This is a genomic window from Lentzea guizhouensis, assembly GCF_001701025.1.
Taxonomy (GTDB): domain Bacteria; phylum Actinomycetota; class Actinomycetes; order Mycobacteriales; family Pseudonocardiaceae; genus Lentzea; species Lentzea guizhouensis.
The window spans coordinates 375,555-396,395 of sequence record NZ_CP016793.1 but is presented as its reverse complement, the minus strand read 5'-3'; the positions used below and the strand labels follow the sequence as shown (position 1 = coordinate 396,395).

Annotated in this window: 23 protein-coding genes; 13 read left to right on the top strand and 10 right to left on the bottom strand. The window is 69.6% G+C overall.

Annotated elements, in window-relative coordinates; genetic code table 11:
* Positions 1-61 precede the first annotated feature (61 nt).
* Positions 62-958: a glutamate ABC transporter substrate-binding protein gene (locus tag BBK82_RS01890; RefSeq protein ID WP_065913427.1), complete on the bottom strand. Its 897-nt coding sequence runs from the start codon at positions 956-958 to the stop codon at positions 62-64.
* A gap of 39 nt (positions 959-997) precedes the next feature.
* Positions 998-1,726 carry an amino acid ABC transporter ATP-binding protein gene (locus BBK82_RS01885; RefSeq protein ID WP_179953802.1) on the bottom strand — a complete coding sequence of 243 codons (729 nt, stop codon included), beginning with the start codon at positions 1,724-1,726 and terminating at the stop codon, positions 998-1,000.
* A gap of 159 nt (positions 1,727-1,885) precedes the next feature.
* On the opposite strand from BBK82_RS01885, the gene BBK82_RS01880 reads away from it, so the two are divergent.
* Both BBK82_RS01880 and BBK82_RS01875 read left to right on the top strand, forming a co-directional pair.
* The gene (locus BBK82_RS01880; protein ID WP_065913426.1) at positions 1,886-2,563 is read left to right on the top strand and encodes a response regulator transcription factor; all 678 of its coding nucleotides are present in this window, start codon (positions 1,886-1,888) and stop codon (positions 2,561-2,563) included.
* Positions 2,564-2,627: 64 nt separating this feature from the next.
* A complete protein-coding gene (locus tag BBK82_RS01875) occupies positions 2,628-4,013 on the top strand; it encodes a sensor histidine kinase (RefSeq protein WP_065913425.1) in 1,386 nt (461 codons plus the stop codon).
* Positions 4,014-4,068: 55 nt separating this feature from the next.
* On the opposite strand, the gene BBK82_RS01870 is transcribed toward BBK82_RS01875, so the two are convergent.
* The gene (locus BBK82_RS01870; RefSeq protein ID WP_237048003.1) at positions 4,069-4,986 is read right to left on the bottom strand and encodes a TAXI family TRAP transporter solute-binding subunit; all 918 of its coding nucleotides are present in this window, start codon (positions 4,984-4,986) and stop codon (positions 4,069-4,071) included.
* A 170-nt stretch (positions 4,987-5,156) separates the two neighbouring features.
* Here BBK82_RS01870 and miaB point away from each other — a divergent pair, with 170 nt between their 5' ends.
* Both miaB and BBK82_RS01860 read left to right on the top strand, forming a co-directional pair.
* Positions 5,157-6,632 carry a tRNA (N6-isopentenyl adenosine(37)-C2)-methylthiotransferase MiaB gene (gene miaB / locus BBK82_RS01865; RefSeq protein ID WP_071812840.1) on the top strand — a complete coding sequence of 492 codons (1,476 nt, stop codon included), beginning with the start codon at positions 5,157-5,159 and terminating at the stop codon, positions 6,630-6,632.
* Entirely contained in the window at positions 6,629-7,096 is a 468-nt protein-coding gene (locus tag BBK82_RS01860; protein ID WP_237048002.1) for an Rv2732c family membrane protein, read from the top strand. Before miaB ends, BBK82_RS01860 begins: the two co-directional genes overlap by 4 nt.
* 76 nt (positions 7,097-7,172) lie before the next feature.
* On the opposite strand, the gene BBK82_RS01855 is transcribed toward BBK82_RS01860, so the two are convergent.
* Positions 7,173-8,534, bottom strand: coding sequence for a DUF349 domain-containing protein (locus BBK82_RS01855; RefSeq protein ID WP_065913422.1), 1,362 nt, complete (start codon positions 8,532-8,534; stop codon positions 7,173-7,175).
* A 302-nt stretch (positions 8,535-8,836) separates the two neighbouring features.
* Between BBK82_RS01855 and BBK82_RS01850 the strand changes: the two genes are divergently transcribed.
* The 3 genes from BBK82_RS01850 to dapF are packed head-to-tail and all read left to right on the top strand — an operon-like array spanning position 8,837 to position 11,117.
* On the top strand, positions 8,837-9,385 hold the full coding sequence (locus BBK82_RS01850) for a class III extradiol ring-cleavage dioxygenase family protein (RefSeq protein WP_335618039.1): 549 nt from the start codon (positions 8,837-8,839) through the stop codon (positions 9,383-9,385).
* Positions 9,382-10,290, top strand: coding sequence for a tRNA (adenosine(37)-N6)-dimethylallyltransferase MiaA (gene miaA, locus BBK82_RS01845; RefSeq protein WP_179953749.1), 909 nt, complete (start codon positions 9,382-9,384; stop codon positions 10,288-10,290). The genes BBK82_RS01850 and miaA overlap by 4 nt, the downstream gene beginning before the upstream one ends.
* Positions 10,278-11,117, top strand: a complete 840-nt coding sequence (gene dapF, locus BBK82_RS01840) for a diaminopimelate epimerase (protein WP_065913420.1) — start codon at positions 10,278-10,280, stop codon at positions 11,115-11,117. Before miaA ends, dapF begins: the two co-directional genes overlap by 13 nt.
* A 22-nt stretch (positions 11,118-11,139) precedes the next feature.
* On the opposite strand, the gene BBK82_RS01835 is transcribed toward dapF, so the two are convergent.
* A complete protein-coding gene (locus BBK82_RS01835) occupies positions 11,140-12,021 on the bottom strand; it encodes an SMP-30/gluconolactonase/LRE family protein (RefSeq protein WP_065913419.1) in 882 nt (293 codons plus the stop codon).
* Positions 12,014-13,255, bottom strand: a complete 1,242-nt coding sequence (locus BBK82_RS01830; RefSeq protein ID WP_065913418.1) for an MFS transporter — start codon at positions 13,253-13,255, stop codon at positions 12,014-12,016. The genes BBK82_RS01835 and BBK82_RS01830 overlap by 8 nt, the downstream gene beginning before the upstream one ends.
* 129 nt (positions 13,256-13,384) lie before the next feature.
* Between BBK82_RS01830 and BBK82_RS01825 the strand changes: the two genes are divergently transcribed.
* The 3 genes from BBK82_RS01825 to BBK82_RS01815 are packed head-to-tail and all read left to right on the top strand — an operon-like array spanning position 13,385 to position 16,249.
* Positions 13,385-13,810, top strand: a complete 426-nt coding sequence (locus tag BBK82_RS01825; RefSeq protein ID WP_237048359.1) for a winged helix-turn-helix domain-containing protein — start codon at positions 13,385-13,387, stop codon at positions 13,808-13,810.
* Positions 13,811-13,835: 25 nt separating this feature from the next.
* On the top strand, positions 13,836-15,293 hold the full coding sequence (hflX, locus tag BBK82_RS01820; RefSeq protein WP_065913417.1) for a GTPase HflX: 1,458 nt from the start codon (positions 13,836-13,838) through the stop codon (positions 15,291-15,293).
* Positions 15,290-16,249, top strand: coding sequence for an SdiA-regulated/phytase-like domain-containing protein (locus BBK82_RS01815; RefSeq protein WP_154696991.1), 960 nt, complete (start codon positions 15,290-15,292; stop codon positions 16,247-16,249). The genes hflX and BBK82_RS01815 overlap by 4 nt, the downstream gene beginning before the upstream one ends.
* 6 nt (positions 16,250-16,255) lie before the next feature.
* Here the strand turns inward: BBK82_RS01815 and BBK82_RS49620 are convergent, their stop codons facing one another.
* The 3 genes from BBK82_RS49620 to BBK82_RS01805 form a co-directional block, all read right to left on the bottom strand.
* Positions 16,256-16,402, bottom strand: coding sequence for a hypothetical protein (locus BBK82_RS49620; RefSeq protein ID WP_154696990.1), 147 nt, complete (start codon positions 16,400-16,402; stop codon positions 16,256-16,258).
* Positions 16,403-16,483: 81 nt separating this feature from the next.
* The gene (locus BBK82_RS01810) at positions 16,484-16,828 is read right to left on the bottom strand and encodes a hypothetical protein (RefSeq protein WP_065913415.1); all 345 of its coding nucleotides are present in this window, start codon (positions 16,826-16,828) and stop codon (positions 16,484-16,486) included.
* A 43-nt stretch (positions 16,829-16,871) separates the two neighbouring features.
* On the bottom strand, positions 16,872-17,993 hold the full coding sequence (locus BBK82_RS01805) for a cytochrome P450 (protein ID WP_237048001.1): 1,122 nt from the start codon (positions 17,991-17,993) through the stop codon (positions 16,872-16,874).
* Between the two features lie 108 nt (positions 17,994-18,101).
* Here BBK82_RS01805 and BBK82_RS01800 point away from each other — a divergent pair, with 108 nt between their 5' ends.
* The gene (locus tag BBK82_RS01800; protein ID WP_071812511.1) at positions 18,102-18,890 is read left to right on the top strand and encodes a GbsR/MarR family transcriptional regulator; all 789 of its coding nucleotides are present in this window, start codon (positions 18,102-18,104) and stop codon (positions 18,888-18,890) included.
* On the opposite strand, the gene lexA is transcribed toward BBK82_RS01800, so the two are convergent.
* Positions 18,865-19,542, bottom strand: coding sequence for a transcriptional repressor LexA (gene lexA / locus BBK82_RS01795; protein ID WP_065920753.1), 678 nt, complete (start codon positions 19,540-19,542; stop codon positions 18,865-18,867). The genes BBK82_RS01800 and lexA overlap by 26 nt on opposite strands.
* Positions 19,543-19,776: 234 nt before the next feature.
* Between lexA and BBK82_RS01790 the strand changes: the two genes are divergently transcribed.
* Both BBK82_RS01790 and nrdR read left to right on the top strand, forming a co-directional pair.
* Complete coding sequence (locus BBK82_RS01790; protein WP_154696989.1) at positions 19,777-20,049, top strand: hypothetical protein; 273 nt, start codon at positions 19,777-19,779, stop codon at positions 20,047-20,049.
* A gap of 261 nt (positions 20,050-20,310) precedes the next feature.
* Positions 20,311-20,778: a transcriptional regulator NrdR gene (nrdR, locus tag BBK82_RS01785; RefSeq protein ID WP_065913411.1), complete on the top strand. Its 468-nt coding sequence runs from the start codon at positions 20,311-20,313 to the stop codon at positions 20,776-20,778.
* Positions 20,779-20,841: the final 63 nt, after the last annotated feature.

Here is a 20,841-nt window from a genome sequence, read left to right as displayed (position 1 = left end):
TCCGTCGTCAATGGAACGGCCGGTGGACCCGCCGCGCGAGTCCACCGGCCACAGAGGAACGTCAGTACTTCTCGAGCGTCGGGTGCTTGCCCTCCGCACCCGACTTGCCCAGCGTGTTCTTGTAGATGTCGTCCCACTTGCCGTCGGTCAGCGACTTCTCGAGGACCTCGTTGATCTTGTCCCGGAGCGCCTTGTCGTCCTTGGCGAGACCGATGCCGTACTTCTCCGTGGAGAACGTCTTGCCGACGACCTTCAGCTTGTCCGGCTCGGCGGCCGCGTAGCCCTTGAGGATCGCGTCGTCGGTGCTGACCGCGTCGACCTCACCGTCGTGCAGCTTGGTGACGCACAGCGAGTAGCTCTGCAGCTCGACCACGTTGGAGTCGGGCTGGACCAGCTTGTCGTCGCGCAGCTTCTTGGCCGGCGTCGCGCCCGTGACCGAGCAGACCTTCTTGTCCTTGATGGTGTCCGGGCCGGTGATGGCGGTGTTGTCCTTCTTCACCAGCAGGTCCTGGCCGGCGACGTAGTACGGGCCGGCGAAGGACACCTTCTCCTTGCGGGCGGCGGTGATCGAGTACGTACCGACGTAGTAGTCGATGTCGCCGTTGATGATCGCCTGCTCGCGGGCGGCGGACTGGATCGTCTTGAACTGGATCTTCGTCTCGGGGTCGAAGCCCAGCTGCGCCGCGATCAGCTTCGCCATGTCGATGTCGAAGCCGGTGTACTTGTTGGTCGTCGGGTCCTTGAAGCCCAGACCCGGCTGGTCCTCCTTGACGCCGACGACCAGCGAGCCGCGCGACTTGATCTTCTCGAACGTCGGCGAACCGTCGACCTTGACGTCCTTGGCCACCTCGAAGACGCCGGCGGGCGCCCCCGTCTCGGTGCCCGTGCCTTCCTTGCCACACGCGGTCAGGGCGAGGCCGCCCGCCAGCAGTACCGCCGTAAGGGCGCGAACCCTCATCGTCCTTCTCCTGCCATTCGTTCGAAAGTGAGCTGACTACTAGTGAGTCAGGATCTTGCCAAGGAAGTCCTTCGCGCGGTTGGACTTCGGGGCCGAGAAGAACTCTTCCGGGGTGGAATCCTCGACGACTTCACCGTCGGACATGAAGATCACCCGGTCCGCGGCCTTGCGGGCGAAGCCCATCTCGTGGGTGACCACGAGCATGGTCATGCCGTCCTTCGCGAGGCCGGTCATCACGTCGAGGACCTCCTGGACCATCTCCGGGTCCAGTGCGGAGGTCGGCTCGTCGAACAGCATCACCTTGGGCCTCATCGCGAGCGCGCGGGCGATCGCCGCGCGCTGCTGCTGGCCACCGGAGAGCTGTGCGGGGAACTTGTCGGCCTGGTTGGCGATGCCGACCCGCTCGAGCAGCTCCATCGCGGTCTTGCGCGCTTCCGCGGCAGGCGTCTTGCGCACCTTCACCGGCGCGAGCATCACGTTCTCGATGATGGTCTTGTGCGCGAAGAGGTTGAAGGACTGGAACACCATGCCGACGTCGGCGCGCAGGCGAGCCAGTTCCTTCCCTTCCGCCGGAAGGGGCTGCCCGTCCACCTCGATGACACCCGAGTCGATCGGTTCGAGGCGGTTGATGGTCCTGCACAGGGTCGACTTGCCGGAACCCGACGGCCCGAGCACGACCACGACCTGCCCCTTCGGCACCTCCAGCTGCACGTTCTTGAGCACGTGCAACGGGCCGAAGAACTTGTCCACACCCGCCACACGAATCATCGGCGGGGCAGAGGCGGCAGTCATCCAGTCCTCCATGAGGGGTCGTCGGCGTTGGCGGAAACCTAGGTGTCCGCCACCACACCAGTCCAGGACATTGAGCAAGACTTAGGGTCTCAACTCTGTCACAGGCAGACATCGGTTGCCCGGGAGGTAGCGAAAGTGCGCGTGCTGCTGGTCGAAGACGACGACCGGGTCGCGGAGGCACTGGTCCCAGCCCTGACCAGACGGGGTTTCCACGTGGACCGGCAGGCCACCGGCCGCGGCACGCTCGACCGTCTCGCGGGCGTCGACGTGGTGCTGCTCGACCTGGGCCTGCCCGACATGGACGGGGTGACGCTGTGCCGGGCTATCAGGGCGGCGTCGGACGTGGCGATCATCGTGGTGTCGGCGCGGGGTGAGATCGACGACCGGATCCTCGGCCTGCACGCCGGAGCCGACGACTACCTGGTCAAACCCTATGACGTGGGTGAGCTGGTGGCGCGGGTGCACGCGGTGCGGCGCCGTCGTGGAGCGGATCCGGTGGCGCCGGGGTCGTCGTCCACCGAGGTGTTCGAGACCGGCGACGTGCGGGTCGACCTGGGACGCCACGAGGTCACCGTGGCGGGTGAATCCGTCGCTCTTTCGCGCAAGGAGTTCCAGGTGCTCGCGCTCGTGATGGCGGCGGGCGGGGCGGTGTGCACGCGGGAGCGGATCCTCGCCGAGGTGTGGGGGCGGACCTGGTCCGGTGCAAACAGGACGTTGGACGTGCACGTCGCGACGTTGCGCACCAAGCTGGGCCGGCCCGCGCTGCTCGAGACCGTGCGCGGGGTCGGGTACCGGCTGGGTCAGGTGTCGTGAGTTCGGGTGATCCGGGGCACCGCGGCTTTCGCCGGCATGCCCTGTACCGGTTGGGTGACTGCCCGTGAGGTCTCGACTGCTGGGCGTGGTGCTCGCCCTGATCGTGTTGGTGCTCGTAGGTCTTGGCGTGCCGCTGGGACGAGGGGTCGCGGCGGGCGAGCAACAGGAGATGTTCCTCGACCGGCTGACCGACACGAGCCGGTTCGCGTCTTTGGCGCAGGGGCCGCTGATCGACGACCGTCCGCACCTGATGCTGCCCGAGCTGCAGCGCTACGACGAGATCTACGGCATCGGGGTCGCGGTCGTCGGCCGTGACGCGCCGACGGTGCCGTTGGTGGCTTCGCGGACGAACCTCGCGCTGGGTGACCCGGCGGTGCAGGAGCTGATCGGCAAGGCGCTGGCCGGGCGGCTGCCGGTCGCGCCGCCGTTGTTCACGCCGTGGAGCGACACCCAGGTGGTCCTGGCCGAGCCGGTGCTGGTCGACGGCGAGGTGCGTGGCGCGGTGATCACGTTCTCGCCGACGTCGAAGACCCGCTTCGAGATCCTCGCCTGGTGGGGGCTGCTGCTGGCGGCGAGCCTGCTGGTGCTGGCGCTCGCGGTGCTGCTCGCGCTGCCGGTGGTGCGCTGGACGCTGCGGCCGGTGCAGGCACTGGACGACGCCACCGGCAAGCTGCTCGCAGCCGTGGTCGCTGGCCGCCCGGTGCCGCCGGTGGGCGCCGAGAGCGGGCCGCCGGAGCTGCGCCAGCTCAGCCGCTCGTTCGACCAGATGGCCGCGAACGTCAGCGATGTGCTTGCCGCCCAACGCGCGTTCATCGCCGACGCCTCGCACCAGCTGCGCAACCCGTTGACCGCCCTGAAGCTGCGACTGTCCAACCTGGAGGGACACGTCGACGCCGAGGCCGAGGTGCACCAGGTCGAGGCTCTCAGTGAGACCGATCGCCTCAACCGGATCCTCGACGAGCTGCTGGCCATGGCCCGCACCGAGTCGAGCTCCGTCGACCCGGTACCGGTGGACGTCGACAAGTCCGTCGCCGCCCGCCTCTCCGCCTGGCAGGCCGCGGCGGCCGCCAAGGAGGTGCACCTCGTGCTCGACGGCCAGCGCGTCGGCATGGCGCTGGCACCGCCGCGCGGCATCGAGACGGTGCTCGACGCGCTGCTCGACAACGCGCTCAAGTTCACCCCGGAGGGCACGCTCGTCATCGTCGACGTGCGCAGGGACGGCGACGTCGTCCGCCTGTCGGTCGCCGACCACGGCCCCGGCCTGCAACCCGATGAGCTCGACCGGGCGACCGACCGGTTCTGGCGCAGCCCGGCCCACCAGAACGTGCCCGGCTCCGGGCTGGGCCTGTCGATCGTGCGGCTGGTCGTCGAGCGCGTGGACGGTTCCGTCCGGCTGGAGTCGCCGGAGGACGGCGGCTTGAAGGTCGTGATCGAGCTACCGGCCGTCTGATGTACCGGCGCCTGATATCCAATATCCAATATATGAGATATTGCGGTGCTGCTGCTCAGACCTTGAAGTCGCGGTAGTACCGGACCGCTCCGGGGTGCAGCTGCACCGGCGACGTCTCGATCGCCGACCGCTGCTCTATCGTCCGCGCCGCCGAGTGCGCCTTCACCAGGTCCGGCTGAGCTTCGAAGAGCTGCCGGACGAGCGCCTCGGCCACGTCGTCGGGCATGGACTCGGTGACGAGCAGGAAGTTGCGCACCACGAGCGTGATGACCGGGCCGGACGGCAGGTTGTAGATGGAGGCGGGCAGCGTCGCCGAGCCGTAGGTGGGGAACTGCTCGCGGATCGTCAGCAGCACGTCCTTGAGGTCGAGCATCCGCACCTGGAGATCCCTGGTGAGCCGCGTGATGCTGCCGGTCGGCAGTCCGCCGGACCAGAAGAACGCGTCGAGCCTGCCTTCCCGCATGGCATCCGCCGAGGCGTCCAAGCCCAGGTTGAGCTGCTGCCGCGGCTTCACGTTCGTCGCCTTGAGCAGGCTGTTCGCGATGATCTCGACGCCGGACTCCCTGGCCCCGATCGACACCCGCAGCCCGGCCAGGTCGGCGAACGTCGCCACCGGCAGGTCCGCCCGCACGATCACCTGCAGGTAGTCGTCGTGCATCCGCGCCAGCGCCCGCAGCTTCGTCCCGCCCGGCACGCCCTCGATGGCGTCGGCCTGCGAGAACCCGACCTGCGCCTGGTTGTTGACCAGCCGCAGCACGTTGTCCTTCGAGCCGTTGGTCACCACGACCTGGGGCCGCGCGATGCCGAGCCGGCCGTTCCACGCGTCGGCGAGGCCGTTGCCCAGCGAGTAGTAGACGCCGCCCTGGGGACCGGTGGCCATCGTGATCTTCACGTCCTCGAGCGTGCTGCTGCAGCCCGTCAGGACCGTTGCGGCGGTCAGCAGGCTCACGGCGGCATGCACTCGTCCCAGCACCTGCGCATCGTGCCACGCGGACGTCGCGCGCCTGCACCCGACGAAAGGTTGGTAGCCGTCACAGCTGGTGACCGGTGACCGGTGGGTAGTGCCTGGTCAGGGCCGAACTGGGCACGGTTGGGCCCGGTCCGCCGGAGAGGGGCTGCTGACCAGGGTTTATCGTGGTGAGCGTGAGCACGACGCAGGTTCAGAAGACCTTCCAGATACGCACGTTCGGGTGTCAGATGAACGTGCACGACTCCGAGCGGCTCGCCGGTCTGCTGGAGGACGCTGGGTACGAACGGGCCACCGAGGACGAGCAGGCCGACGTCGTCGTGTTCAACACCTGCGCGGTCCGGGAGAACGCCGACAACAAGCTCTACGGCACCCTCGGTCACCTCGCCCCGCAGAAGGCGGCCAAGCCGGGCATGCAGATCGCCGTCGGCGGCTGTCTCGCGCAGAAGGACCGCAGCGAGATCGTGCGGCGCGCCCCGTGGGTGGACGTCGTGTTCGGCACGCACAACATCGGCTCGCTGCCGGTGCTGCTCGACCGCGCCCGCCACAACTCCGAGGCGCAGGTCGAGATCCTCGACGCGCTCGAGACGTTCCCCTCCTCGCTGCCCGCGAGCCGCGACTCCGCCTACTCCGGCTGGGTGTCGATCTCCGTGGGCTGCAACAACACCTGCACGTTCTGCATCGTGCCCTCGTTGCGCGGCAAGGAGAAGGACCGCCGCCCCGGCGACGTGCTCGCCGAGGTGCAGACCCTCGTCGACGAGGGCGTGCTGGAGGTGACGCTGCTGGGCCAGAACGTGAACTCCTACGGCGTCGAGTTCGGCGACCGGTTCGCGTTCGGCAAGCTGCTGCGCGCCTGCGGTCAGATCGACGGTCTGGAGCGGGTCCGTTTCACCTCGCCGCACCCCAAGGACTTCACCGACGACGTCATCGCCGCCATGGCCGAGACGCCGAACGTGTGCCACCAGCTGCACATGCCGCTGCAGTCCGGTTCGGACCGCGTGCTGAAGGCGATGCGCCGCTCGTACCGCACCGAGAAGTACCTCGGCATCATCGAGAAGGTCCGCGCCGCCATGCCGGACGCCGCGATCACCACGGACATCATCGTGGGCTTCCCCGGTGAGACCGAGGAGGACTTCCAGGGCACGCTCGACGTGGTGCGCCAGGCCAGGTTCTCCTCCGCGTTCACGTTCCAGTACTCCAAGCGCCCCGGCACCCCGGCCGCCGAGCTGCCCGACCAGCTGCCCAAGGCCGTCGTGCAGGAACGCTTCGACCGCCTGGTCGCGCTGCAGAACGAGATCACCCACTCGCTCAACACCGAGCAGCTCGGTCGCACCGTCGAGGTCCTCGTCGCCACCGGCGAGGGCAAGCGCGACGCCGAGACCCACCGCATGAGCGGCCGCTCCCGCGACGGCCGCCTGGTGCACTTCACGCCCGGCACCCCGCGCCCCGGCGACGTCGTCGAGACCGTCGTCACCTACGCCGCCCCGCACTACCTGGTGGCCGACGGCGAACCGCTGACGTGGCGGCGCACCAAGGCGGGTGACCGTTCGGAGGCAGGCCTGAAGCCCAAGACCCAGGGCGTCGGCCTGGGCCTGCCCTCCTTCGGCAAGCCGGCCCCGCTGCCCGCCGTCTCGGGATGTGCGGCCCAGTGAGCGACGAGGAGTACCTGCGCCGCGAGATCGACGAGGTGGAGCGCACCGCCGCCCGCCGCATCGACCCCGGCACCGGAGCGCTGACGATCTCCATCGCGGTGCTCGCCCTGCTCGTGTCGCTGGTTCTGCCGTGGATCGGCGACCACACCGGTCTGCAGGTCGTGCTGGGCGAGTCCACGACGTTCCTGCCGCGCCTGTTCGCGTTCCTGGCCCTCGGCGTGGGCGTGGTCGGCTCCGGCCTCACCCTTGCCGTCCGCCGCTGGGCACTCGCGTGGGTGTGCTCGCTGGGCCTGTTCGCCGGGGCGGTCACCGGCGTGCTGTCGATCTGGACCCAGCAGACCACCACCAGCAACAAGACCATCGGCCCCGGTCCTGGGATCGGTCTGACCATCGCCGTGATCGCGGTCGTCTTCCTGCTGGTGAAGTGGCTCCGCATCGCCGCTTCCCGCCCGCCGCAGCTCTGAAGCGCGGCGTACTGCCCGCTGAACGCACTGAGGGGCCCCTCCTGAGCGGAGGGGCCCCTCAGTACGTCAAACCGGACTAACGGGTCGCCAGCGCCTGCTCAGCGGCGGCCAGCCACTCGCGCCACTGCGCGGCCTGCGCCTCGGCCTGCTCGATGCGGCGCTTGTCGCCCGCGGCACGAGCCTTCGCGGCCTGCGCCTCGAACTGCTCCACGCGCTCGCGGAACTGCGCCACGCGGGCCTCGGCCTCGGGGTCGGACCGGCGCCACTGCGCGTCCACCGCGCCGCGCACCCTCTCCTCGATCGCGCGCAGCTTGCCCTCGAGCTCGCGGATGCGCTCCCGCGGCACCTTGCCGATGGCGTCCCAGCGCTCCTGGATCTTGTAGAGGTGGTTGCGGGCCGCCTCGAGGTCGGCCGACGGGTCGATCGTCTCGGCCTCGGCGAGCAGCTCCTCCTTCAGCTTCGCGTTGGCCGTGAACTCAGCGTCCCGCTCGCTGAAGGCCTCGGACCGCTTCTGGAAGAACGCGTCCTGCGCGGCGCGGAACCGCTGCCACAGCGCGTCGTCGGCCTCCTTGGGCGCACGCCCGGCGGCCTTCCACTCGACCATCAGCTCCTTGTAGCGACCGGCCGTGGGGCCCCAGTCGTCGGAGTCGACGAGCTTCTCGGCCTCTTCGACGAGCGCCTGCTTCGACGTCTTCGCCACCGAACGCTGCCGGTCGAGGTCCGCGAAGTGCGAGCCGCGACGGCGGTTGAACGCGTCACGGGCCTTCGAGAACCGGCGCCACAGCTGCTCGTCGGTCTTGCGGTCGACGCCGCGGATGGTCTTCCACTCGTCGAGGATCTGGCGCAGCCGGTCGCCCGCGACCTTCCACTGGGTGGACTCGTTCGCGATCGACTCGGCCTCGTCGACCAGCGCCTGCTTGCGCGCGACGGACTGGGCTCGGGCGGCCTCCTTGGCCTCCTTCGCCTTCTCCATGCCGGCCTCGGCCTGCTCCAGCACGTGCTCGACGCGGGCGGCCAGCGCCTTGAGGTCACCGACGACGGCGGCCTCGGCCAGCTGCTCCTTGACGTGCTTCGCGCTGGTCAGAGCGTGCTTGGGGTCGCCGGCGCCGGACTTGAGCCGCGACACCAGCAGCTCGACCTCGGTGCGCAGGTCGTCGAACCGGCGCGCGAAGTGCGCGAGGCCCTCGACCGGTTCGCCCGCCTGCCACGACCCGACAGCGCGCTCGCCGTCCTCGGTCTTCACGTAAACGGTGCCGTCGGCGTCAACGCGCCCCCAGCGCTCAGGGTGGTCCGACGCCACGGGGACGGCCGGAGGCGTCGCCGCCGCGGTCTCCTTCGGCGTTTCCTCGGCTCCACCCTCGACCGCGGTGACGTTCTCGACCTCAGTCTCGACGGTCTCGACCGCGACGGTCTCCGGTGTGCTGTCCTGCTCCGACATCGCCGGTTCCTCCCATCTGACGCCCGTGCCAGCCACGAGCGCCCCGCCAGCGGCGGGGCCGATGCAATACGGGCGCTGGAGGGTCTCCCGTCCCCAGTTCCCCGCGCGCATTCAAACAGGTCAGAGCTCGACTCGGTACTGGGAGTCCACGATAGGTAGCCTCGTTCGTCGTGATCACCCGTGCCGCGGTGGTGCCGCACCCGCCGCTCCTCGTGCCAGAACTGGTCGCGGGAGCCGCCGCGGAAACCGCTCCCGTGAGAGCCGCAACCGTTGCCGCGGCAGGAAAGTTGCCTGGTCCGTGGGTGGCTGTGGCGGTCGGCGGCAGCGGCCCGGCGACGTTCGTGCCACCGCTGTCCGGAACATTCCTCGGCTATGGGGTCGACGTGCCCGTGTCACTCGGCGGGAACGAGCCTCCCGACCCGCGGCTCCCGCTGCCGGTGCTGGTCACGGCGTGGCTGCGGGAACGCTGCGCGATCGAGGTGTCACGCGTCGAGCTCGTTCCACCTGACCTGGCCCCGTCCGACTGCGTCTCGTTTGGACAACGACTCGCGGCCGAGGACTGCGGCCTGCTGGTCCTCGGCGACGGCTCGACCCGGCACGGCCCGCGTTCGCCCGGCGCGAACGACGAGCGTTCGGGACCGTTCGACGACCACGTCCACGCCCTGCTGGCCGCCGCGGACACCGACGGCCTGCTCGCACTCGACCCCGAGCTCGCCCGTGAGCTGGGCGCGCAGGGCCGCGCGGCGTGGCAGGTCCTCGCCGGCGTGCCCGGTCCGTGGCGCTGCGCGAGCGCCGAGTTCTTCGCACCGTTCGGCGTGGGCTACCACGTCGCAGTCTGGGAGCGCCCGTGATCACGCCAATCGCCGTCGTCGGCCCCACCGCGACCGGCAAGTCCGACCTGGCCGTCGCCCTCGCCGAGCGGTTCGGGGGAGAGGTCGTCAACGCCGACGCCATGCAGCTCTACCGCGGCATGGACATCGGCACGGCCAAGATGAGCCTCGACGAACGTCGCGGCGTCCCGCACCACCTGCTCGACGTCCTCGACGTCACCGAGACCGCCTCGGTCGCCGCCTACCAGCGCGAGACCCGTGCGGTGGTCGAGTCCCTGCTCGCCGCCGGCCGCCCGCCGGTCCTCGTCGGCGGCTCCGGGCTGTACGTGCAGGCCGTGCTCGACGACCTGAAGTTCCCCGGTACCGACGACGCGGTGCGCGAACGCTACGAGGCGGAGCTCGCCTCGGCCGGCCCGGAGGCGCTGCACCGGCGGCTGCAGGAGCTCGACCCGGCCGCCGCGATCGCGATCCTGCCCTCGAACGGCCGCCGCATCGTGCGCGCGCTGGAGGTCATCGAGCTGACGGGCGAGCCGTTCTCCGCGAACCTCCCCAAGCCCGGCCCCGCCCGGTACGACACCGTCCAGATCGGCGTCGACCGCGAGGTGTCCGAACTGGACACCCGCGTCGACCTGCGCGTGGACCTGATGTTCGAAGCGGGCCTGGAGGCCGAGGTGCGCGCGCTGGTGAAGCTCGGTCTGCGCGAGGGCAAGACCGCCTCCCGCGCTCTCGGCTACCAGCAGGTGCTGTCCGCAATGGACGGAGCCTGCACCATCGACTTCGCCGCCGAGGAGACCAAGCGCGCCACCCGCCGTTTCGTGCGCAGGCAACGGTCGTGGTTCCGGCGTGACCAGCGCATCACCTGGTTGGACGGCTCGCGGCCCGACCTGGTGGAGGTCGCCGGTAGCCTAGTGCCGTGGAGTTCGTGAAGGGGCACGGCACGGAGAACGACTTCGTCATCCTGCCCGACCTCGATGACCGGCTGGACCTGACGGTGGCGCGCGTCCAGGCGCTGTGCGACCGGCAGCGCGGCCTCGGCGCGGACGGCGTGCTGCGCGTCGTGCGGACCGACGGCCAGTGGTTCATGGACTACCGCAACGCCGACGGCTCCATCGCCGAGATGTGCGGCAACGGCCTGCGCGTCTTCGCCCGCTACCTGGTCGACGCGGGCCACCAGCCGCAGGGAACGTTCGTCGTGGGCACGCGCGCGGGCGACCGGACCGTGACGACGCACCCGGACGGCTCCGTCACCAACGACATGGGCCCCGCCCGCGTCACCGGCACCTCCATCGCCGCGGTCGACGGCCAGGGCATCGGCGGCTTCGCGGTCGACGTCGGCAACCCGCACCTCGCCTGCGTCACCGACACCCCGGTCGACGGCTTCGACCTCACCGTGCCCCCCGGCTACGACCCGGTCATGTTCCCGCACGGCGTGAACGTCGAGCTGATCAACGTCCTCGACCCCGGCACCGGTGCCGGGGTCGCCGCCGAGTCGGGCACCACCCCGCGCGGCGCCCTCAAGATGCGCGTCTACGAACGCGGCGTCGGCGAGACCCGCTCCTGCGGCACCGGCACCGTGGCATCGGTCGCGTCGTGGCTGGCAGGTCAGGGCAGGACGACCGGCTCGGCCACCGTCGACGTCCTCGGCGGCCAGGTCACCGTCACGATCGAGCCGACGACCTCGACCCTCACCGGCCCCGCGGTGCTGGTCGCGCGCGGCGAGCTCGACAAGTCCTGGTGGGACGCCCTCGCCTGACTGATATATCGCATCCGATATATCAGCTCAGCTCGTAGACCTCGATCTTGCCGAGCCGCTCCGGCTTGACGACGTTGGGATGCGAGTCCGGCGCAGTCAGGCAGACGAGCTTGTCGCCGACGACCGCGACGGCGAAGCAGGTCTGCGTCGTCTCCACCCGGTGCGTGACCTCGCCTCCCTCGGTCACCCGGAACACCGCGGGCTGCAACGCCGGCGCCACCCACACACCGTCCCCGTCGCCCGCGATGCCGTCGGGCGCGATGCCGAGCTCCTTCACGTCGGCCCACACCCGCCGCCCGCGCAACGAACCGTCGAGGTCGACCGAGAACGCCGTCAGCTTGAACGCCACCGTTTCCGCGACAACCAGTGTGGTGCCGCTCTCCGACTCGCCGGCCGGGTCGGGCAGCAGCGCCATTCCGTTCGGGAACTTCAGGTCCTCGACCGCCACGGAGACCGAACCATCCGGTTGCACCAGCGCGAGCGAGGCGCCCTCCGGAGCGAAGTCCGGCTCCAGCAACCGCGGCAGGCCCACCTCGTCGATCAGCCCGTGCAGGTCGAAACCGAAGTTGCCGACGTAAGCCCGCCCCTCGCCGTCGACGAGCATGTCGTTGGCGTGGAAGGTCGCGATATCCGATATGTCGGCGTGCAGGACGAGCTCGCCGTCTTCGAGCCTGCGCACGGTGCGGTCGAGCATCGACACGACGAGCAGGCGGCCGTCGGGCAGCCAGCCCAGCCCGGACGGCTGGCCGTCGAAGGCCACGACGAGCTCGTCGTCACCGGTCGCGAGGTCGAGGGCGTGCACCTCGCCCGCGTAGAAGTCCGAGTAGTAGAGGCGACCGTCGGGGCCGCGCCGCGGTCCCTCGCCGAAGTGGAGACCGTCCCGCAGCACCGTGGTGTCAGCCATGGGCCTCGACGCTAGCGCCGGTCGGCAGGTCCCGCATAGACCTCAACGGCGACAGCAGCACCCACGCCATCCCGAACACCGAGCCGACCAGCGAGATCCACAGCGTCGGCACGATCCCGAGCCAGGAACCGAGCGCGCCGCCGGCCAGCGCGCCCAGCGGCGTCGCGCCCCACACCACCCAGCGGATCGAGGCGTTCATCCGGCCCATCAGGTGGTCGGGGCAGATCGCCTGCCGGTAGCTCACCTGGCCGACGTTGTAGACGACGATGCCGAACACCGAGATCGCCAGCCCGGCCATCGGCAGCACGAGGCCCCACCCCGCGGAGACGAACGGCAGTGCCAGGGTGAACGGCCAGGTCAGCAGCGGGATCAGCCAGATCATCCTGGCCTGCCCGACCAGCTTGCCCAGCTTGAACGCCACCGCCGCGCCGACCACGCCCCCGACACCGCCCGCGCTCAGCACCAGACCCGCCGTGCCCTCGCTGAGCTCGGCCACGTTCAGCAGGAACAGGATCAGCACGGCGTTCTGGACGCCGTGGAAGAAGTTCGACGTGCCGGTGCAGGCCACGATCGCGCGCAGCGTGACGTTGCCGAAGACGAACCGCAGCCCCTCCATCACCTCGCGCCGCAGGTTCGGCGAGGAGTGCCGGTGCGGCACCGGCTCCACCACCCTGATCCGGAACAGGAAGAACGCCGAGCTCAGGTAGCCCAGCCCGGTTGCCAGCACACCGTTGGCCGCGCCGATGAACTGCGCCGCGTACCCGCCGATCGCCGGCCCCGACACCTCCGCGACCGACATGCTGGCCTGCAGCTTCGAGTTGCCCTCGACGAGCTGGTCACGCCCCACCAGCGACGGCAGGTACGACTGGTAGGCGACGTCGAAGAACACCGTGCACACACCCACCGCGAGGCTCACCACGACCAGCTGCGGCAGGTCCAGCACGCCCAGCCACCACGCCACCGGCACGCTCAGCATCAGCACGGCGCGGACGACGTCCATCGCGATCATCAACGGCTTGCGGCGCATCCGGTCCACCCAGACGCCGGCGGGCAGCCCGATCAGCAGGAACGCCATCGTGCCGGCCGCGGCCAGCAGTCCCATCTCGAACGGTGTCGCGTTCAGCACACCCGCCGCGAGCAGCGGGATCACCGTCAGGCCGATGGTCGACCCGAACTGGCTGATCGTGTCGCCGGCCCACAGCCGGCGGAAGTCGTGATGCCCCCAAAGCGTCATGGCGGGAAGTCTGCGCTGAGTGATTGGAAACTGTCAATCACTTACACTGTGCCGGTGTCGTTCTCCCGGAACCGGCGTCCCGCAACCCGCGAGGAAGCCGCGGCTCTCAGCTCCGACCTGCGGCTGCGGATGATCCGCATGGCGTTCGAGCGCCCGCTCACCAACAAGGAGCTGGCGCAACGGCTGGGCAAGGACCCGGCCACGACGCTGCACCACGTGCGCAAGCTCGTGGCCACCGGTTTCCTGGAGGCACTGCCCCCGCGCGCGGGCAACCGGGGCGCGAAAGAAATCCCCTATCGGTCTACCGGGCTGTCGCGGGAGCTCGACAACAGCGAAAATATGGTCGCCGTCGGCGAGGCGATGTTGCACGCTTTCCTCGGCGAGGTCGCCGACATCGGGCTCAGTGACGTGGATCAGAGCCGCCTGGTCGTGACCGTCGACCCGGAGGAACTAAAGCAGCGGCTCGGAGCGTTGATGGATGAGCTGGCCGCGCAACCGGTCAGACCGGATGTTCCCCGTGTGGCGATCTACCTCGCGGTGTATCCGGGGGACTGAAGGTCCATGGGACGATGAAGGGCAAATGACGGAAAACATCCAGAGCACAGAGTTCGACCCGGAGTTCGACGAGAAGTGGGAGGACGACTTCTCGACGGGCGACTACGAGCGCGCCGAACGTGCCGCGCTGCGTCGCGTCGCCGGGCTCTCCACCGAGCTCGAGGACGTCACCGAGGTCGAGTACCGCCAGCTGCGCCTGGAGCGGGTCGTGCTCGCCGGGGTGTGGACCGAGGGCACGGCCGCGGACTCCGACGCCTCGCTCGCCGAACTGGCCCGCCTCGCCGAGACCGCGGGTTCCGAGGTCCTCGAAGGTGTCGTGCAGCGGCGCGACAAGCCGGACCCCGCGACCTACATCGGCTCCGGCAAGGTCGCCGAGCTGCGCGACGTGGTGCAGGCGACCGGCGCGGACACGGTGATCTGCGACGGTGAGCTCTCACCCGGCCAGCTGCGGCAGCTGGAGGAGCGGCTCAAGGTCAAGGTCATCGACCGCACCGCGCTCATCCTGGACATCTTCGCGCAGCACGCGCGGTCCAAGGAGGGCAAGGCACAGGTCGAGCTGGCCCAGCTGCAGTACCTCATGCCGCGCCTGCGTGGCTGGGGTGAGACGTTGTCCCGGCAGGCCGGTGGTCGTGCCGGTGGCGGCAACGGCGGTGTGGGTCTGCGCGGTCCCGGTGAGACGAAGATCGAGACCGACCGGCGCCGCATCCGCGACCGCATCGCGAAGCTGCGCCGCGAGCTCGCCGCGATCAAGGTGATCCGCGAGACCAAGCGCAGCCGCCGCGTCGCGAACGAGATCCCCAGCGTCGCCATCGCCGGGTACACGAACGCGGGCAAGTCCTCGCTGCTCAACGCGCTGACCGACGCCGGTGTGCTGGTGGAGGACGCGCTGTTCGCCACCCTCGACCCGACGACGCGCCGCGCGCTGACGCCGGAGGGACTGCCGTACACGCTGACGGACACCGTCGGCTTCGTCCGGCACCTGCCGCACCAGCTCGTCGAGGCGTTCCGCTCCACGCTGGAGGAGGTCGGTCAGGCCGACCTGCTCGTGCACGTGGTCGACGGCTCCGACGCGATGCCGGAGAGCCAGGTCAAGGCGGTGCGCGAGGTGCTCGCCGAGATCAACGAGCGCAACGACGTGCCGATGCCGCGCGAGCTGCTGGTCGTGAACAAGATCGACGCGGTGGGCGACCTGGGCCTGGCCCGGCTGCGGCACCTGTTCCCGGACGCGTCGTTCGTGTCGGCGCACTCCGGCGTCGGCATCGAGGAGCTGAAGGTCCGCATCGCCGAGCTGATGCCGCGGCCGGAGGTCGTGGTCGAGGCGCTCGTGCCGTACGCGCGCGGCGAGGTCGTCGCCCGCGTGCACCGCGACGGCGAGGTGCTGTCCGAGAAGCACACGGAGTCGGGCACGCTGCTCAGCGCCCGTGTGCGCCCGGACCTGGCCGGTGTGCTCGAGCCGTTCGCGACGAACGGATCACCTGCTTGATCCCGCCTCCACCGGTGGACGTGTGCCCGGTAGCCATGCAGGAGCTCTCCGGGCTCACGTCCGACGGCAAGCAGTTCTACGCCGTCAGCGACAGCGACAACGGCACGCTGCGCATCCAGGTCCTCGGGCGCGACTGCGTCGTGAAGCGCACGATCACCGCGCCCGTGGACCCGTTCGACGTCGAGGACCTCGCGATGGCGCCGGACGGCACCCTGTGGGCTTCCGACACGGGCGACAACAACAAGTCCCGTGCCACGGTCGCACTGCACAAGGTGTCGCCTTCCGGCGCCGTCGAACGGTTCCGCGTCACCTACCCGGACGGCAAGCACGACGCCGAGGCGTTGCTGCTCGACAAGTCCGGCACGCCCTACATCGTCACCAAGGAACCCCTCGGCTCCGCACTGATATATCGCCCCGCAGCGCCGCTGCGAACTGATGTTTCGGTGCCGTTGGAGCAGGTGGCACGCATATCGCTGGCGACGACCGACACGCCGGGCGGCCCTCTGGAGGGCAGCCTCGACACGCGCTTGGTGACGGGTGCCGCGTCGATGCGCGACGGCTCCGTCGTGGCTCTGCGCACCTACACCGAGGCGTACCTCTTCCGGGTCCCCGACGGCGACCTGGTGAAGGCGCTGTCCGGCGACCCGGTCCGGGTCCCGCTGCCGAATGAACCCCAGGGCGAGGCCATCGCCTTCGACCCGGACGGCACCCTGCTCTCCGCCTCCGAAGGCGCCGGCACCCCGATCCGCTCGGTCGCCGGTGCCGCCGCCCTCGCGAAGCCCGCCGCGCCGACGACCACGGCCCCACCGCCCGCCGCCGAGCAACAGCAGGCCGCGCCATCGGACACCGCGACGACGTCGTCGTCGTGGCAGAACTGGCCGCTGGCGCTGACTCTCGGCGGCCTCGTGCTCGCCGTCGCCCTCGTCATCGGCCTGCGCCGGCGCCGGCGCGCCTGACCGAACTCAGTCGGCGACCGGCCGGACAGCTGCGGAGAAGGCGTGCTCGATCGCCTCTTCCGCAGCCCTCGTCGTGCCGAGCTGACTGACGTGGGAATAGCCGATGAGGACAGCGCTGCCGACGACGTTCACCGAGGTGAGCGCGATGTACAACCAAGCTCGCTCGTGGCCCCAAGCGCCTGGCGACGTCGTGCGGAGCGCTTGCGCCAACCCGATGACCGGCCGACCGCTCTTCTAGACGTGCGACTGCCAGGCGATCAGCGGAAGACCGGTGCGTCGCGCGATCTCCTTCTCCAAGCCGAGCTGGTACCCCATCAAGCTCCGTGCCGTCTTCTTGAGGTACAGGGCGTGGAGGATCACGACCGAGACGGCGAAGGGAAACCACATCAGCAGGTAACCCTTGCCACCCCCGATCGCGACGGTGACGGCGATCGCCATCACCGTCACGCCCGCGGTGAGGATGCGGTCGCCGGACGTGGTCACGGTTGTCACCCGGTCGGACACATCTCGGCATTCCGCGATCAGCCACTCGACGATCTGCGTTTCGGTGAACCGCGGCGACGGAGGTTCCTGGGTCACGACAGCAGGCTCCCGCACTCCGCGCCCCACCAGTACCGCTGTTCTAGTCCCAGGCGACAGGCATGCGTTCCAGCCCGCCGATCACCAGGCTCGCCCGGTGCGGCAGCTCTTCCTCCGGCACGGCGAGCCGCAGCTTCGGGAACCGCGCGAACAGGCCGGGGAAGGCGATCTTCAGCTCGACCCGCGCCAGGTGCTGCCCGATGCACTGGTGGATGCCGTGCCCGAACGCCACGTGCCCCGCCGCACCTCGCGCCAGGTCGAGCACGTCGGGATCGGCGTAGCGTGCCGGGTCGCGGTTCGCGGAGCCGAGCTCGACCTTCACCGTGTCGCCCTTGCGCACGAGCACGCCGTCGACCTCGACGTCCTCCAACGCCGTGCGCACCGTGACGGGCGTCAAACTGATATATCGCAGCAGCTCCTCGACGGCGGCGTCGGGCCGGGCCAGCATCGCCTCCACCCGAGCTCGGTCACGCAGCAGCTCCAGCGTCCCGAGCGAGAGCATGTTCGTCGTCGTGTCGAGCCCGCCGCCGAGCAACGCCATGCCCATCGCCGCCATCTCGTCGTCGGACAACGGGTCAGCTGACCCGGCTTCGGCGTTGACGAGGTCGCTGAGCAGGTCGTCGGTCGGCTGCTCCCGCTTCGCCGCGACCATCTCCAGCATGAACCGCTGCAGCCGCCCGAACGCCTCGAACATCGCCTCGGCCTCGCCGGCCTCCGCCCCGCTGGCGCCGGTCAGCAGCATCGCGTCCTGGTGGAACTCCCCGCGCCGCTCGTACGGCACGCCCAGCAGCTCGCAGATCATCAACCCCGGCACCGGTGAGCAGAAGTGCTCCACCAGGTCCGCCGGTGACCCCGCCGCCGCGAGCACGTCGAGCTGGGCCGCGGTGATCTCCTCGAGCCGCTCGGCCAGCAGCCGCATCCGCCGCACGGTGAACTGCCCGGTCAGCCTGCCGCGGTAGCGCGTGTGCTCCGGCGGGTCGTGGTCGGTGAACGCACCGGGCGGCGACGGCGGCGCGTCACCGGGACTGCCGGGACCGAACGGGTTGTGCATCAGGTCCGGCCGGATGCTGAACCGGTTGTCCGCGAGCACGGCGCGCACGGTTCCGTGGTCGTGCGCGCGCCAGCCGACGTGCCCGTCCGGGTACGTCATCGGGCTGAGTGGCATTGCTTCCCCCTTGCAACGAGGTCTTCCCCTACCTGCAAGCTAAAAACGTTTGCGGACGAAGTCAAAAGACTCGTTGCAATGGCTTGAAGCGCAAGGCACCATGAGGTCGTGCCTGGTAAACGGCTAAACGAAGAGGAACGGCAGCTCATCGCCCAGTGGCTGTGGGACGGGCTGGGGTACTCCGAAATCGGGAGGCGGTTGCAAAGGCCCGCGTCGACGATCCAGCGGGAAGTGCTCCGCAACGGCGGCCACAACAACTACCGGCCGGGCGCCGCGCACCGGGCCGCGAGCGAACGGGCCATGCGCCGGATGCCCGCGGTCGACGACCTCGACGTGGACGACGAGGCCTACTCGTTCGACCGCAGTCCGGGGAAGGTGCAGGAGTTCCACCTGCGGCTGGTCGCGGTGTTCCGGCAGACCGGCCTCACGCGCACGGCGGCGCGGATCCTCGCCGAGATCTTCATGTGTGACAAGGGCAGCCTGTCCGCCACGGAGCTGGTGCTGCGGCTGTCGGTCAGCCCGGGCACCGTCTCGCGGACGACGGCCTACCTGCAGAACCTGGACCTGCTGCGCGCCGAACGCGACGGCAAGCGCATGCGCTACTTCCTGGACGACGACATCTGGTACCGCGCGTGGCTGTCCAGTGCCCAGCGGAACAGCACCTGGGCGCACACCGCGCTGGACGGTGCCGAGATCTTCGGTCTCGACACGCCGGTGGGCGCGCGCCTCAAGGACATGGGCCAGTTCTTCAGCTTCGTCGTCGTGGACATGGAGGCCACGAGGCAGAAGTGGCTGGACTTCTTCGACAAGAAGAAACGCGCCCGCGGCGAAACCACGGGCGCGCGCACAGCAGGAAGCGGAACCGGCGAACCTACGGCAGGCGCCGCAGCACCGTGACGACCTTGCCGAGGATGGTGGCCTCGTCGCCGTTGATCGGCTGGTAGGCCGGGTTGTGCGGCATCAGCCACACGTGGCCGTCCTTGCGCTTGAACGTCTTCACCGTCGCCTCGCCGTCGATCATGGCGGCGACGATCTCGCCCTGGTCGGCCGTGGGCTGCTTGCGGATCACGACCCAGTCGCCGTCGGTGATCGCGGCGTCGATCATCGAGTCACCGACGACGCGCAGCAGGAACAGCTCGCCCTCACCGACGATCTCGCGCGGCAGCGGGAACACGTCCTCGATCGACTCCTCCGCCAGGATCGGACCACCGGCCGCGATCCGGCCGACCATCGGCACGTACGCGGGCGTCGGCTTGGACATCGGGTCGAGCCCGGGGTCGATCTCGGGCGGCAGCATCCCCACCGCGCGCGGGCGGTTCGGGTCGCGGCGCAGGAAGCCCTTCCGCTCCAGCGCGCGCAGCTGGTAGGCCACCGACGACGTCGAGGTCAGGCCGACGGCCTCACCGATCTCCCGCACGCTCGGCGGGTAGCCGAAGCGGTCGACCCAGTCGCGGATGACGTCGAGCACCTTGCGCTGGCGCAGGGTCAGGCCGGCGTTGCCCGCGATCTCGCTCACCTCTGTCCCCACGACAGCGGGGTCTGGGTCGATCGTCTTGCCTGCCACGGTCGCTGTCCTCCTCGCCGCCCCCAGTTCGAATGGGATTCCGGCCTCCGTCGATCTTCCTGGTCGACGGTAGTCGTGTTTGCTGCACAGATCAAACACCTGTTCGAGGTATTTGGCGGCGTGTTGTGGCGTCCGGGGTGACGTTCTGGTAGAAATTCGCACGGACGTTCGATCGAACCTGTGTTCGATCATGGTGCTTGACCTGCAATGGAGGGCGTCATGGCGGTACTGGTCGAGAAGCGGTTGCGCGTTGTCGAGGACGCGGACGTCGCAGCGGGCCGTCCACTCCGTTCGGGTCCGCGTGTGATGCCGAAGCGCCCGGCCACGAAGCCGCGCCCCGTCTTGGTTCCGTCCTCGCGCGAGTCGCGCTCGTGCGAGGTGCGACCCCAGCGCGAGTCCGCTCTGGAGCTGATCGCCGTCGGCGCGCTGAGTGCCCTGACGGTCATCGCGCTCGGCGTGCTCTACCTCCAGCAGATGGGGGTCACGCCGTAGGGCGACCCCTACATCTTGTGTCTTGGTGCCCGCGATGACGTGAACTCTCCGTCATCGCGGGCATCTTTGTGTAATCGCCCCTGATCGGCGCAACGTTCGCCCGTTCGGGTGGTGTGTCGAGTTGCGTCGGCGCCCTGTTGCGATCTAGGTTCTACCCCTACATCTAGTGGTTGCACCGTTGTAAGTAGTCCACAGGTTGTGGGTAACCCGACCAGTGAGGCTGCTGCGATGGATGCTGCGCGGGGGAAGGGGTGAGGTGGCGTGCGGTGTCCGTTCTGCCGCCATTCGGACTCGCGGGTGGTCGACTCCCGTGAGGTGGACGAGGGTCAGGTGATCCGTCGTCGCCGCTCCTGCAACAGCTGCAGCCGCAGGTTCACCACGGTCGAAGAAGCGGTTCTCGCCGTGGTCAAGCGCTCCGGGGTGACGGAGCCCTTCAGCCGCGACAAGGTGGTCGTCGGCGTGCGCAGGGCGTGCCAGGGCCGCCCGGTCGACGAGGACGCGTTCCAGGTGCTCGCCCAGCGGGTGGAAGAGTCGATCCGGTCGACGGGATGCGCGGAAATCCCGAGCCACGAGGTGGGTCTGGCCATTCTCGGGCCCCTGCGCGAGCTCGACGAGGTCGCTTATCTGCGCTTCGCGAGCGTTTACAGGTCCTTCTCGTCCGTCGAGGACTTCGAGAAGGAAATCCTCGATCTTCGCACTGCCCGGGCCGAAGCGGCCCAGGAGCAGTGATCGGCGCGCATCACAAGCGCGCGACATCAACATCTTTTTCTGAAGCACCAGCACGAGGGAGAT

What these genes read in the sequence shown, in the direction of transcription:
- BBK82_RS01890 (WP_065913427.1), bottom strand. Translation starts at nt 958, where the DNA reads ATGAGGGTTCGCGCCCTTACGGCGGTACTGCTGGCGGGCGGCCTCGCC.
- BBK82_RS01885 (WP_179953802.1), bottom strand. Translation starts at nt 1,726, where the DNA reads ATGATTCGTGTGGCGGGTGTGGACAAGTTCTTCGGCCCGTTGCACGTG.
- BBK82_RS01855 (WP_065913422.1), bottom strand. Translation starts at nt 8,534, where the DNA reads ATGTCGGAGCAGGACAGCACACCGGAGACCGTCGCGGTCGAGACCGTC.
- BBK82_RS01835 (WP_065913419.1), bottom strand. Translation starts at nt 12,021, where the DNA reads ATGGCTGACACCACGGTGCTGCGGGACGGTCTCCACTTCGGCGAGGGA.
- BBK82_RS01830 (WP_065913418.1), bottom strand. Translation starts at nt 13,255, where the DNA reads ATGACGCTTTGGGGGCATCACGACTTCCGCCGGCTGTGGGCCGGCGAC.
- BBK82_RS01825 (WP_237048359.1), top strand. Translation starts at nt 13,385, where the DNA reads ATGATCCGCATGGCGTTCGAGCGCCCGCTCACCAACAAGGAGCTGGCG.
- hflX (WP_065913417.1), top strand. Translation starts at nt 13,836, where the DNA reads ATGACGGAAAACATCCAGAGCACAGAGTTCGACCCGGAGTTCGACGAG.
- BBK82_RS01805 (WP_237048001.1), bottom strand. Translation starts at nt 17,993, where the DNA reads ATGCCACTCAGCCCGATGACGTACCCGGACGGGCACGTCGGCTGGCGC.
- BBK82_RS01790 (WP_154696989.1), top strand. Translation starts at nt 19,777, where the DNA reads ATGGCGGTACTGGTCGAGAAGCGGTTGCGCGTTGTCGAGGACGCGGAC.